This is a genomic window from Thermosynechococcus sp. PP555 (genome assembly GCF_031583225.1).
Classification (GTDB): domain Bacteria; phylum Cyanobacteriota; class Cyanobacteriia; order Thermosynechococcales; family Thermosynechococcaceae; genus Thermosynechococcus.
Genome location: NZ_CP134168.1, coordinates 1,985,667 through 1,998,071 on the forward strand (window position 1 = coordinate 1,985,667; position 12,405 = coordinate 1,998,071).

The 12,405-nt window shown below is 55.5% G+C and carries 11 protein-coding genes; 4 read left to right on the forward strand and 7 right to left on the reverse strand.

Annotated features, from left to right (window positions below):
• Positions 1-25 precede the first annotated feature (25 nt).
• The gene (gene rpsB / locus RHH27_RS09785) at positions 26-817 is read left to right on the forward strand and encodes a 30S ribosomal protein S2 (RefSeq protein WP_149818942.1); all 792 of its coding nucleotides are present in this window, start codon (positions 26-28) and stop codon (positions 815-817) included.
• Positions 818-834: 17 nt separating this feature from the next.
• Complete coding sequence (gene tsf / locus RHH27_RS09790; RefSeq protein ID WP_206199982.1) at positions 835-1,761, forward strand: translation elongation factor Ts; 927 nt, start codon at positions 835-837, stop codon at positions 1,759-1,761.
• 5 nt (positions 1,762-1,766) lie between these two features.
• Here the strand turns inward: tsf and RHH27_RS09795 are convergent, their stop codons facing one another.
• Genes RHH27_RS09795 through RHH27_RS09815 form a run of 5 tightly spaced genes read right to left on the reverse strand, consistent with a single transcriptional unit; the run spans position 1,767 to position 8,570 of the window.
• Positions 1,767-2,417, reverse strand: a complete 651-nt coding sequence (locus RHH27_RS09795) for a riboflavin synthase (protein ID WP_302678174.1) — start codon at positions 2,415-2,417, stop codon at positions 1,767-1,769.
• A 7-nt stretch (positions 2,418-2,424) separates the two neighbouring features.
• A complete protein-coding gene (locus RHH27_RS09800) occupies positions 2,425-4,275 on the reverse strand; it encodes a prolyl oligopeptidase family serine peptidase (protein ID WP_302678175.1) in 1,851 nt (616 codons plus the stop codon).
• Complete coding sequence (gene purF / locus RHH27_RS09805; protein WP_206199985.1) at positions 4,272-5,720, reverse strand: amidophosphoribosyltransferase; 1,449 nt, start codon at positions 5,718-5,720, stop codon at positions 4,272-4,274. The genes RHH27_RS09800 and purF overlap by 4 nt, the downstream gene beginning before the upstream one ends.
• Positions 5,721-8,006, reverse strand: a complete 2,286-nt coding sequence (gene purL / locus RHH27_RS09810) for a phosphoribosylformylglycinamidine synthase subunit PurL (RefSeq protein WP_206199986.1) — start codon at positions 8,004-8,006, stop codon at positions 5,721-5,723.
• A 39-nt stretch (positions 8,007-8,045) separates the two neighbouring features.
• On the reverse strand, positions 8,046-8,570 hold the full coding sequence (locus tag RHH27_RS09815; protein WP_302677753.1) for a GNAT family N-acetyltransferase: 525 nt from the start codon (positions 8,568-8,570) through the stop codon (positions 8,046-8,048).
• Positions 8,571-8,641: 71 nt separating this feature from the next.
• Here RHH27_RS09815 and RHH27_RS09820 point away from each other — a divergent pair, with 71 nt between their 5' ends.
• The gene (locus tag RHH27_RS09820) at positions 8,642-9,364 is read left to right on the forward strand and encodes a hypothetical protein (RefSeq protein ID WP_302677752.1); all 723 of its coding nucleotides are present in this window, start codon (positions 8,642-8,644) and stop codon (positions 9,362-9,364) included.
• Between the two features lie 40 nt (positions 9,365-9,404).
• Complete coding sequence (locus RHH27_RS09825) at positions 9,405-11,063, forward strand: Ppx/GppA phosphatase family protein (protein ID WP_302677750.1); 1,659 nt, start codon at positions 9,405-9,407, stop codon at positions 11,061-11,063.
• 10 nt (positions 11,064-11,073) lie between these two features.
• On the opposite strand, the gene RHH27_RS09830 is transcribed toward RHH27_RS09825, so the two are convergent.
• Both RHH27_RS09830 and gcvH read right to left on the reverse strand, forming a co-directional pair.
• Positions 11,074-12,009: a branched-chain amino acid ABC transporter permease gene (locus RHH27_RS09830; RefSeq protein ID WP_302678176.1), complete on the reverse strand. Its 936-nt coding sequence runs from the start codon at positions 12,007-12,009 to the stop codon at positions 11,074-11,076.
• Positions 12,010-12,393: a glycine cleavage system protein GcvH gene (gcvH, locus tag RHH27_RS09835; RefSeq protein WP_206199991.1), complete on the reverse strand. Its 384-nt coding sequence runs from the start codon at positions 12,391-12,393 to the stop codon at positions 12,010-12,012. It abuts the gene before it with no gap.
• Positions 12,394-12,405 lie beyond the last annotated feature (12 nt).

Consider the following 12,405-nt stretch of genomic DNA (forward strand, 5'->3'; position numbering starts at 1 on the left):
GTTTAACCCATAGGAGTACAACTCAATGGCAGTTCTTAGCCTTGCCCAAATGCTGGAGGCAGGGGTTCACTTTGGCCACCAAGCCCGCCGCTGGAACCCCCGGATGGCACCCTACATCTTCACGGTTCGCAATGGGGTGCACATCATTGACCTCGTGCAAACCGCCCAACTGGTGGATGAAGCCTACAACTACATCCGCAACGCCGCTGAAAAAGGCAAACGCTTTTTGTTTATTGGTACCAAGCGCCAAGCCGCCGGCATTGTCGAACAGGAAGCGCTCCGCTGCGGCAGTTACTACGTCAACCAGCGCTGGCTGGGGGGGATGCTCACCAACTGGAATACCATCAAAACCCGTGTCGATCGCCTCAAAGAATTAGAAAGCATGGAGGAAAATGGCCTCATTGATCTGCGGCCAAAACAGGAGGCTTCAGCCCTGCGGCGAGAACTGGCACGTTTGCAAAAATACCTTGGCGGGATTAAACAGATGCGGCGGCTTCCTGATGTCGCGATTATTGTTGATGTCAAGCGGGAATACAACGCCGTTGCCGAGTGCCACAAATTGGGGATTCCGATCGTGGCGCTGCTGGATACCAACTGCGACCCCAATCAAGTGGATATTCCCATTCCCGCTAACGATGATGCCATCCGTTCGATTAAGCTGATTGTGGGTAAACTAGCCGATGCCATTTATGAAGGCCGCCATGGTCAGTTGGACGAACCAGAAGCGGATCTCGGTGATGAGGACGACGATGGGATGACCGCCAGCGACGATGGTGATGCTGACGCCCTAGATATTCCAGATGATTCTGACGCTTAATCCTTGAGGAACAGATCATGGCAGAGATTTCAGCCAAACTAGTCAAAGAACTGCGGGACAAAACCGGTGCCGGCATGATGGACTGCAAGAAAGCCTTGCAGGAGTCCAACGGCGATATGGAAGCCGCCATTGCTTGGTTGCGGCAAAAGGGTCTAGCCTCTGCGGGCAAAAAAGCCGGGCGCGTCACCAGTGAAGGTCTGGTGGATAGCTACATTCACACTGGCGGGCGCATTGGCGTGCTGGTGGAGGTGAACTGTGAGACCGACTTTGTGGCTCGCAACGAGAAATTCAAAGCCCTTGTCCAAGACATTGCCAAGCAAATTGCCGCTTGCCCCAATGTGGAATTTGTCTCAGTGAATGATATTCCCGCTGAGTACAAGGAAAAAGAACGCCAGATTGCCCTTGGCTCCGATGCTCTCAAGGGGAAACCTCCGGAAGTCAAGGAGAAAATCGTTGCTGGCAAACTAGAGAAAACCCTCAAAGAGCTGTGCCTGCTCAACCAGCCCTTTATCCGCGATCAGTCCAAGACCGTTGAAGAGTTGGTCAAAGAGCACATTGCCGAACTGGGGGAAAATATCCAGATTCGCCGCTTCCAACGCTTTGTCCTCGGTGAGGGGATTGAGAAGCAAGAAACCAACCTTGCTGAAGAGGTGGCTGCCCAAACCCAAGCCATGAGTGCTGCCGCAAAAACGGCCAAAGCACCCCCAGAAGTGGCCGAAACTGCCCCACCTGAAGTGAGTGCCCCTGAACCAGCAGCGGAAACAACACCTGACGAGCCAGCCCCAGAACCTGTCACAGTTTCTGAGCAGACAGTGGAACCAGTGGCTGAGCCTGCTGCCAAAAACCCTGAACCAGTCGCTGAACCTACGGCTGAAAGTAAGGGATTTGGTGCTGCTGCCAAAAAATCTGGTGGCAAGTCTCGGACTGCCAAGAAGAAAAAATAATGATCCTAGGCGTAGCCATGGGCTTGGAGAAAGGCGAGGTCAATTTCGACTGCGGTTGAGGCGTCTTGAGGCTGGAGAAATTTGCGGGTATATTTGCCCAACAGATCCGCCTCTAGGTTCACACCATCGCCAACCCTAAGAAATTGCAACGTCGTTTCTGCGTAGGTATGGGGGATGACAGCAATGCTGAATTCATCCCCTTTTTCATTGCAATGGGCAACGGTGAGGCTAATGCCATTGATGGCAATGCTGCCCTTGGGGATGATGTAGGTTGCTACCGCTGCAGGGGCAGAGAAGGTGAATTCCCAACTCGTGCCTGTGGGCGCGATCGCTAGCACGCTACCCACACCATCCACATGACCGGTCACAAAATGCCCTCCCACCCTATCCCCAACGCGCAGGGCAGGTTCTAGGTTCACCATTGCGCCTGCTGCCGCTTTGGCCGCCAATGTGGTGCGTTGCAGCGTTTCCGGGGAGACACTGACCGTAAACCCCGTGGCATCAACTGTTTCCACTGTGAGGCAGACCCCATCCACAGCAATACTATCGCCAATGGCCACCTCAGCAAGGAAAGGGGCATCGGTAGCGTTAATTGCCAACTGGGACTCGGAGCGTTGCTGGAGGACACCGATCGCCTGAATAATGCCAGTAAACATTGTTCTTCTAGCCGTTGAGTAAATGCCTTTGATAAAACTTTAATTCTGCCTCAAGGGCGGTGGCGATCGTGCTGCTTTGGCGGAAGCCGTGTCCCTCTTCGGCAAAGGTGTAATATTCTACGGGAATGCTCTTGGCCTGAAGGGCGGCTACCATCTGTTCCGCTTGGCTGGGGGGAACAACGACATCCTTTAGCCCCTGAAAGAAAATCACTGGACGGCTGAGGCGATCCGCATGGTAGAGGGGCGATCGCTGGCGGTAGAGGTCTGCCCCTGCGGGATAGGGGGCAATCAGTTGATCAAAATAATGGGCTTCAAAAGCATGGGTTTCCTTGAGCAGGCTAAGGAGATCACCAATGCCGTAGTAACTTGCTCCCACATGGAAGGTTGTCGTAAACGTCAGGGCACACAGAGTGGTATAGCCCCCAGCACTGCTGCCGCGAATGGCTAAGCGATCGCCATCCACCTTTCCTTGGCGAACTAAATACTCTGCCCCAGCGCTACAGTCCGCCACATCCACCACGCCCCACTGTCCCCGCAGGGCATTGCGATAGGCACGACCATAACCCGTACTGCCACGATAGTTGACATCCAACACCGCAAAGCCGCGACTAGTCCAAAACTGGATGCGCAAATCGAGACCTGTGCCACTGGCTGCCGTTGGCCCGCCATGACTTCTCACGATTAAGGGGGGGCGTGAGTCTGCCGGAGGTTGTACTTGGGGATTTTGGGGCGGGTAGAAAAAGCCGTAGGCGGTTGCGCTGTCACTCGTCGGAAATTCCATCACCTCGGGCTGGGAAATCCACTCCCGTGGCAGAGGAGAAGCAATGGGTTGCAGCGGTGTGGTGGTGCCGTCATCCAGATTGAACTCAACAATATGGGGGGGCAACAGGGGCGAACTGCCAATCAAGGCAACGGCGCGATCGCTCAGGCGAACGAGAGAATGAATCTCAGTGTAGTCCGTCGGGACAGTTTGCCACTCACCCGTGGCTAGGGAGACGACTGCCAGCCGCCATAGGCCGCGATCGCTATAGGTTAACACCACCGTTTCCGGGTTCACCAAAGCATAGGTGGATTGACCAAAGACCCACAGGGGCACACCGGCATCATAACTGGCCTGCCAAACGGGTTCATGGCGGCCATCACGGTAACGATAGAGATTCCACCAGCCAGAGCGATCGCTGATGTAGTAGAGGGTCTCTCCCTGCCATTGGGGTTGCTGCACCGATTCATCGCTGCTGCCAGCAATACGGTAGGGGGTACCAAGGGAGCCGTCGTCATTGAGGGTTGCCCCCCAGAGTTCACAGCCATCCCAAGGCATCTGCGGTGCTGACCATTGCAACCAAACCAAGGTGTTGCCCCCTGGACTCAAGCGTGGCGCCGCATAGAAGCCCGCTCCTTGAACCAGCACTGTCCGTTTTCCCGACAGGTGAATGGCAACAATGGACTGTTGGCTGGAGCCATCGGCAAAATGCGCCTCTTCGACACACAACAGGCGATCGCGCCAAGGATCGACGCAACCATCGGCAAAGCGCGTATTCGCCGCTTGATAGATTAACTGAGGGCTGGGTTCCTCAAGGGCATAGATCCCCTGATCGGCATCATTGACAAAGTAAATCTGATCACCGTGGTACCAGTAGGCACCGCCGCCATACTCATTCACGCGCGATCGCGCACTCCAAGGGGCAGCCAAAAGTTCTTGCCCTTGACGCACCAGCACTACTCGCCCCTTTTCTTGGGGACGCCGCTCTAACCCCACCAAACCTAGGGGAGTGGCGCGCAATTCACTGAGACTGGTGGCCGCAGCACTGACTTCGGCAGCAGAGAGGATCGAAGGCCAGTGACCGTAGTCCAAACTCATTGGGGAATTTGCTCAAGCACCAACTTTTGCCGTTTCACTGGCTCCGGGATGCTAATCGGGTACTTGCCCGTAAAACAGGCGGAACAAAAGCGATCGCCCGTATCATAAGTGGCGGCAATCATTCCCTGCCAACTGAGATAGCTCAGGGAATCGACACCAATCTGAGCGGCAATCTCAGCCACGGACTTGGTGGCTGCAATCAGTTGATCTTGGGTATCGGTGTCAATGCCATAGAAGCACGGGTGAGTGACCGGCGGCGAGGAAATCCGCATATGTACTTCCACTGCACCGGCATCCCGCAGCGCTTTGACAATTTTGCGGCTAGTGGTGCCCCGCACAATCGAGTCATCCACAATCACCACCCGCTGTCCCATCAGCACATCCCGCAGCGGATTCAGCTTCATGCGAATTCCCGACTCCCGCATCGACTGGGTGGGCTGAATAAACGTCCGCCCCACATAGCGATTTTTAATCAGGCCTTCGGCGTAGGGCACCCCCGTCGCTTGGGAAAAGCCAATGGCAGCAGGGATACCGGAATCCGGTACAGGAATGACGATGTCCGCCTCGGCGGGAGCTTCGCAACCCAACTGCTGTCCCAACCGCTGCCGGTAGCTATAGAGGCTCTCCCCCTGCATCACACTGTCAGGGCGGGCAAAGTAAATCATCTCAAAGATACACAGCTTGCGTTGCGACTCTGCCCATTGCACACTGCCAATCCCGTCGGCACTAATGTGGACGAGTTCCCCAGGCTCCACCTCCCGCACATAGTCCGCACCAATAATATCGAGGGCACAGGTTTCAGAAGCTAGCACGTAATGGGGCGTGGTCTCACCCATGAGGCGGCCAATCATTAAGGGACGAATGCCATGGGCATCTCGCAGGCCAAACAATCCTGCTGGTGTCCCCATCACTAGACTAAAAGCCCCTTGGCACTGTTGAGCAGCGGTAATGATCCCCTCTGACCAAGATTGACCGGTGGCCACGGCTTGGGCGATCGCCCAAGCAATGAGTTCCGAATCTGTGGTACTGGCTAACACCGCCGTAGGGGCATCACAGGCTAGGACTTGTTCGCGCAGAGCGTAGGTATTCACTAAGTTACCGTTGTGGGCTAAGGCCAAAGGCCCAAGGCGAGTGTCCACCACAACGGGTTGCGCATTGACAATGCGACTAGAACCGGTGGTCGAGTAGCGGTTGTGGCCGACAGCCAAATCTCCCACCAGCCCTCCAAGAATCTCTTCGTCAAAGACTTGGGAGACCAAGCCCATATCCTTGTAACAGTGGACGGTGTCACCCGCAAATGTGGCAATTCCCGCCGATTCCTGACCTCGATGTTGCAGGGCATAGAGACCAAAGTAGGCGAGGCGAGCCACATCCGCCCCCGGGGCATAGACCCCAAAGACACCACAGGCTTCTTCCGGCTTATCAGCAAATTGTTGTTCTGTCATTTAGTCCAAATACTTCGGCAGGGGCGATCGCCACGCAAGAGCTAACTCTTCCATCGTAACCTTGATAAGTGGAGAATTGTCACAGGTGTCAATACACAGTTCTGTATGTTCACCATTAACAACCCCTAGGCGTGTCCAAGCATTGGGCAGTTGCGCCTGCACATAGGCTTCCCACACCGTCTGTGCCGCTGGCGGCACCGAAACCAGAATGCGCGCCCCCCCTTCAGCAAACAGCAGCACATCCCACCGCGGATAGGTGCCCGCTGGCAATTGAATCGTTGCCCCCCGTTGGCTGCTGAGACAGCTTTCCGCCAAGGCCACGGCCAAGCCCCCCTCGCTGAGATCGTGGGCACTGGCAACCCACCCCTGCTGAATGCCATAGCGACACACCGCCTGCACTCGCTGCTCTAGGTCTAAATCAATCTGAGGTGGACGCCCCGCCACAAGGCCATGGATCTGGGCAAGGTATTCCGACCCACCGAGGCTCAGGCGCGGATCACTCAAGGGCGTGGTCAGAGGCAACCCCAATAGGTAAATGGCATCTCCGGGCGATCGCCAGCCCTGACCGACAACCCGCTGCAAATCGGGAATCAACCCCACCATCCCCACCACGGGGGTCGGATAAATCGGCTGTGGTTGGCCATTGCGATCAATTGTTTCGTTGTAGAGGGAGACATTGCCACCCGTGACTGGCGTTTGTAGAGCCCGGCAGGCCTCCGCAAGACCGCGGCAGGCATGGGCCAACTGCCAGTAACCTACGGGCGTTTCGGGACTGCCAAAGTTGAGGTTATCGGTGACGGCCAGAGGCTCTGCCCCCACACAACTCAGATTACGAGCGGCTTCGGCCACAGCTGCTTTGCCGCCTTCGTAGGGATCCAGATACACATAGCGGCTGGGGCAATCGACCGTCGCCGCAATCCCTTTGGAGGTGCCCCGCAGGCGAATGACCGCTGCATCAGCATCACCGGGGAAGACGAGGGTGTTGTTTTGCACCTCGTGATCGTACTGACGATAGACCCATGCTTTAGAGGCAATACTGGGGGTGGCGAGAAGAGTGAGCAAAATCTCCGCGGGCGATCGCGCCGGTAGCGCCAATTGATCCACCGACCATTGCCGCGCCTGTTGGACATAGACAGGTGGCTCACTGGGACACTGTCGCTCATAGAGGGGGGTATCTTCGGCAAGGGCACGGGCAGGCACCTCTGCGGCCACCTCGCCCCGGTAAAGCACCCGCACCAGCGGTTCAGCAATGACGCGACCCACAACCACCGCCTGCAAGCCCCAACGATGGAAAATCTCAATCAGTTCGGCTTCCCGCCCTTGCGCCGCCACAAAGAGCATCCGTTCTTGGGATTCCGAAAGGAGAAACTCGTAGGGCACCATCCCCTGTTCCCGTACGGGCACTTTGTCCAAGTCCAGTTCAATACCAACACCGCCTTTGGCAGCCATTTCCGCAGTCGAGCAGGTCAAGCCCGCTGCCCCCATATCTTGGGCGGCCACCACTGCCCCCGTTTGAAAGGCTTCCAGACAGGCTTCAATGAGGCATTTTTCCATGAAGGGATCCCCCACTTGGACGGCGGGGCGATCGCTCATTGATTCATCAGTGAGTTCAGCGCTGGCAAAACTTGCCCCCCCCATGCCATCACGACCCGTTGTAGATCCCACATACAGCACCGGATTGCCAATGCCACTCGCTCCCGATTTAACAATTTCTGGGGTTTCCATGAGGCCTAAGGCCATGGCATTCACCAAGGGATTACCGGCATAGCAAGGGTCAAAATAGACCTCGCCCCCCACCGTGGGCACACCGACACAGTTGCCATAGTGGGCAATACCCGCCACGACTCCTTTCACCAATTGTTGGGTTTTGGCTTCCTTAAGATCGCCAAAGCGCAGGGCGTTCAGCAGGGCAATGGGACGCGCCCCCATCGTAAAAATATCCCGCAGAATCCCCCCCACGCCGGTCGCTGCCCCCTGAAAGGGTTCAATGGCCGAGGGATGATTGTGGGACTCAATCTTAAAAGCAAGGCGCAAGCCATCCCCTAAGTCCACGACGCCGGCATTCTCACCGGGACCGACCAGTACCCGTGCCCCTTGGGTGGGAAACTGCTTGAGCAGGGGACGGGAGTTTTTGTAGCAGCAATGCTCTGACCACATCACCCCAAACATGCCCAATTCCGCGCGGTTGGGATGGCGGCCAAGGCGGCGGACAATTTCGGTGTACTCTTGGGGCTTGAGGCCTTCAGCAGCAATCTCAGCCTCAGTGACGAGGGGGATTTGGCTCATGGCAAAGGATGATTTCGGCTACGTTATTGATTATCGAGCCTAGCGGGAATTGGGGTACCAAAACATCCCCTTAATCCCCTCGGGATCCGGGCGAAAACCCAACTGACGGTAAAAGTCGACCACATGGGGATCCGCAAAGAGGGTAATGTTGCTGATGTCCTCGCTGCGCAGTTCTTTGATCATCTGCCGCATTAATTCTTTGCCCAGCCCCCGTCCCTGAAACTCTGGATGCACGACCACATCCCAAATCGTGGCATTAAAGGCGTGATCCGAGGTCGCACGCGAAAAACCAATGAGGCGACGATAGGCACCCCGCTGCTCCCACATCGAGATCACTAAAAAGCTATGCTGAATTGCTTTTTTCACCTTGCGAATGGGGCGGCGCGACCAGCCCACGGCATCACAAAGTTCCTCGAGTTCATAGACATCAATATCTTTTTCTTTGCTGAAAATAATTTGGCTTTCGCTGCCATTGTCCCGCTCTACCTGAGAACCTACACTAGGGGACGTCGTGGTGGCGCTGGCAGTCGGTTGCGAATTGAACAGCGATTTCCAGAAGCTCATGCAAGTATGCTGGAGATGGGGAAACGACCAAGTGTAACCCGGCCTAGGCTATAGTATAGCGACTCTCACCCATGGTTTCCGATTTTCAACTGCGTAACCTTGATGTCCTGAAGCGATTCAACCGCTCCTTTCCGGACTTTTATGAGCAATTTGTTGGTCGGGATGTGCAACTGCAAAACCTGAAACTGGGGTTTCAAATTCATAAGACCAATCAGGCGGTGATTCAGATTGTCCCTGAGGGCGATCGCTCTGTTCTCCACTTTGCCCACCGCAATCACTCTTACCTGCTCAGTGATCTCTTTGGGGTGATGGCCGCCTACAAGCTGACAATTCACAATGTCTCGCTCTATGGCCATGTGCGACCACCGATGCTGGTGTTTGTCAAACTGGTGCTCTCAGAGCAGGGCAAACCCCTGACGAAAAAGCGTAGTGAAAGCGTGCGCCGTGCCCTCCAACAGACCCTCAGTGGTGAATTTGCCGTTGAGGAAATGCTGGCCATGGAGTTTAACCTCAACGAAGGCCTGCCGCAAATTACCACCAGCTTTTATCAGGATCAGGTCTTTCATCTGCCGGCACTGTTGGTGGAGTCCGCGAATCATCCGGCCCTGCTCTACAAGGTAATGCATGCCATTTGGCAAGAGGAATTGCTGGTGGTGAATATCAACTTTATGCTTTGGCAGGGACGGGTGCGACTGTTACTCTATCTGCTGGGACCCAATGGCAGTGTGATTCCCGATTATTTAGGCTCGCGTATTGCTGCCAAGATTAAGGATCATCTAACGGGAAACACTTAGGGTAGGATAGGGGGTGTTTGTCTCCTTTATTACAAGTCCAATGACGGCTGAACAACATCTCCACCTGTGGCGAGCAGTGAATCTCAGCGATCGCATTCTAGCGGCCATTGATGTTGGGACAAACTCAATTCACATGGTGGTGGTGCAAATTCAGCCCAGTTTACCCAGTTTCAAAATCATTGCTGCTGAAAAAGATATGGTGCGGCTGGGGGAACGTTGCCAAATTACGGGGCAACTGACAGAGGAAGCGATGAAGCGGGCGATCGCCACCCTGCGCCGCTGTCGTGAACTGGCCACAGGTCTGAAGGCCGAAGAAATTATTGGCGTGGCCACCAGTGCGGTGCGCGAAGCCCCCAATGGTCGCGAGTTTTTAGAGCGGGTCAAGGAAGAGACCGGCCTGACGATTGATCTGATTTCCGGCGAAGAGGAAGCGCGGCGCATCTACTTGGGCGTGCTCTCGGGGCTAGAGTTCAACGGCAAGCCCCACATCATCATTGACATTGGCGGTGGCTCCACAGAGTTAATCTTGGGGGATGGTCATGAACCCCGCTACCTCAGCAGTACCAAAGTGGGGGCAGTACGCCTGACGGACTTATTTGTCAAAAGCGATCCCATTAGCGATCAGGACTACGCGGCCCTGCGCGCCTATGTACGGGGAATGTTGGATCGTGCCGTTGAAGACCTGCGGCAGCAGCTTGGCCCCCATGAAAAACCGCAATTGGTGGGTACCTCAGGCACGATTGAAAGCCTGATGATGATTCACACCTGCGATCGCCTTGGTGCTTGTCCCCCCTCCCTACGCGGCTATGAACTGACGCTAGGGGACTTAAAGGCACTTGTGGCCAAATTGCGGCGACTAAACTTTAACCAGCGCTGTCAACTCTTGGGGATGTCGGAGCGGCGCGCTGAAATTATTGTTGCAGGGGCAGTGATTCTCGCTGAGGCCATGGAGATGCTTGGTCAAACCAGCCTGATCACCTGCGATCGCGCCCTGCGGGAAGGCATCATTGTGGACTGGATGCTTACCCACGGCCTGATTGAAGACCGCCTCCGCTATCAAAGCTCGGTGCGTCAGCGCAGTACCTACAGTTTGGCGCAAAAGTTCCATGTCAATCTTGCCAGCAGTGAACGGGTGGCCGATTTCGCCCTGACGCTCTTTGATCGCACCCAAGGGATTCTCCACAACTGGACAGAAGCAGAGCGAGAACTCCTCTGGGCAGCAGCGATTCTCCACAATGCCGGTCACTACGTCAGCCATTCTGCCCACCACAAACATTCCTACTACCTTGTGCGCCATGGGGGTCTGCTCGGCTACACCGATACGGAAATCGAGATCATTGCCAACCTCTGTCGCTATCACCGCAAGAGTCCCCCCAAGAAAAAGCATGAAAACTTCCGCCAACTGGTGGGACGGCGAGAACGGCAAATTGTCGAGCAACTGAGTGCGATTCTACGGCTGGCTTCGGCCTTGGATCGGCGACAAATTGGGGCAGTGGATCACATGACCTGTGAGTGGCGCGCTGTACAACGGGAGTTTTGTGTGCAGGTACATCCCGCTGATCCGAGCGATCGCTGTGAACTGGAAATTTGGAGTGTCAACTACAAAAAAGAACCCTTTGAAAGCCAATTTGGCGTCAGTTTGAAGGTGGAATTAGTGCCCGCCAGTAGTACGGCTCTAGCCACAGCAGTCAACTACTAATTCAACAGCCTTAAACTTTTTCCACTGGGGGCTGCCCCAACAGTCCTTGGGGGCGCACAAGCAGCACCAGAAAGAGAATCGCAAAGGCCGCAGCATCCCGAAACCCCGAAGCAGCGGCAGGCACCATTGCCTCCACTAGTCCCAGCAAAAAACCCGCCAACATTGTCCCCGGTAAGCTCCCTAGGCCCCCCAGAACAATCACCGCTAACCCCTTGAGACCAAAGATCACCCCAAACTGCGGCCCCGTAATCCCGACACTCAAGGCGACGAGGGTACCAGCAACGGCAGCCAAAGCACTGCTGACAAAAAACGTCACTTGAATAATGCGATCGCTATCAATGCCCAGTAATGTCGCGGCAGTCGGATTTTCGGCCACCGCTTGCAATCCTTTCCCCATGCGCGTCCCTTTGACCCAATAGGTCAGGGCAATCATCAAAGCCACGGCCACGGCAAAGATGACAAATTGACTAGTGCGCAGGGCAATGTCCCCCAACCGCAGGGTGAGGGGCAATCTCCCCCAGAGTTGATCGGGATAGGTATAGACTTCGGCACCCACCAAATACTGGATCAGGTTGGTGAGGAGAACAGCCGCCCCAAGGCTGGCCACCACGGTCAAGAGGGTATCGGCGCGCTGTTGCCGCAGGGGTCGAAAGACGACCCAATCAATGCCAACCCCCAACAGGCCACAGCCAAGGGCACTGAGAACTAAGGCCAGCGCAAAGGGTAAGGCAACGGGAAGCTGTCCATTGGCCAACAGACCATTAAAGCCAAAGCGTCCCCCTAAGAGGGCATAGGTGAGATAAGCGCCAATGGCAAAAACAGCACCGTGGGCAAAGTTGATGATGCCCAAAATCGAGAAGACAAGGGTATAGCCGAGGGCAAAGATGGCATAAACACTCCCTGTGGCCAATCCATCCACAAGGACTTGCAGGCTGCTTGTTAGCACCTACGCTCCTTCCACAAGGGCACGATAATCCGCTGCTGAGAGGAGTCCCGTAGGGGGGGTACTGACTTGCACCTTCACCAACCACCCCTCCCCATAGGGATCGGCAGCAATTTGCTCTGGGTTGTCAATGACAGCTTGATTGACCTCAATCACGGTTCCGGCGAGGGGTGCATAGAGATCCTCAACGGCCTTGACCGACTCAATGGTGCCAAAGCGTTCGCCGGGTTCTAGGACATCGCCAACGGCAGGCAACTCAACAAAGACAATATCCCCCAGTTGATCGACGGCAAAGGCACTAATGCCGAGGGTGGCTGTATCGCCCTCAAGGCGCAGGTACTCATGGCTGTCGAGATATTGCAGGTCGTCAGGGTAGGTGAGCGTCATAGCAGATTCCAA

What these genes read in the sequence shown, in the direction of transcription:
- RHH27_RS09800 (WP_302678175.1), bottom strand. Translation starts at nt 4,275, where the DNA reads ATGAGTTTGGACTACGGTCACTGGCCTTCGATCCTCTCTGCTGCCGAA.
- RHH27_RS09820 (WP_302677752.1), top strand. Translation starts at nt 8,642, where the DNA reads ATGGTTTCCGATTTTCAACTGCGTAACCTTGATGTCCTGAAGCGATTC.
- gcvH (WP_206199991.1), bottom strand. Translation starts at nt 12,393, where the DNA reads ATGACGCTCACCTACCCTGACGACCTGCAATATCTCGACAGCCATGAG.
- RHH27_RS09815 (WP_302677753.1), bottom strand. Translation starts at nt 8,570, where the DNA reads ATGAGCTTCTGGAAATCGCTGTTCAATTCGCAACCGACTGCCAGCGCC.
- rpsB (WP_149818942.1), top strand. Translation starts at nt 26, where the DNA reads ATGGCAGTTCTTAGCCTTGCCCAAATGCTGGAGGCAGGGGTTCACTTT.
- RHH27_RS09825 (WP_302677750.1), top strand. Translation starts at nt 9,405, where the DNA reads ATGACGGCTGAACAACATCTCCACCTGTGGCGAGCAGTGAATCTCAGC.
- RHH27_RS09795 (WP_302678174.1), bottom strand. Translation starts at nt 2,417, where the DNA reads ATGTTTACTGGCATTATTCAGGCGATCGGTGTCCTCCAGCAACGCTCC.
- tsf (WP_206199982.1), top strand. Translation starts at nt 835, where the DNA reads ATGGCAGAGATTTCAGCCAAACTAGTCAAAGAACTGCGGGACAAAACC.
- purF (WP_206199985.1), bottom strand. Translation starts at nt 5,720, where the DNA reads ATGACAGAACAACAATTTGCTGATAAGCCGGAAGAAGCCTGTGGTGTC.
- purL (WP_206199986.1), bottom strand. Translation starts at nt 8,006, where the DNA reads ATGAGCCAAATCCCCCTCGTCACTGAGGCTGAGATTGCTGCTGAAGGC.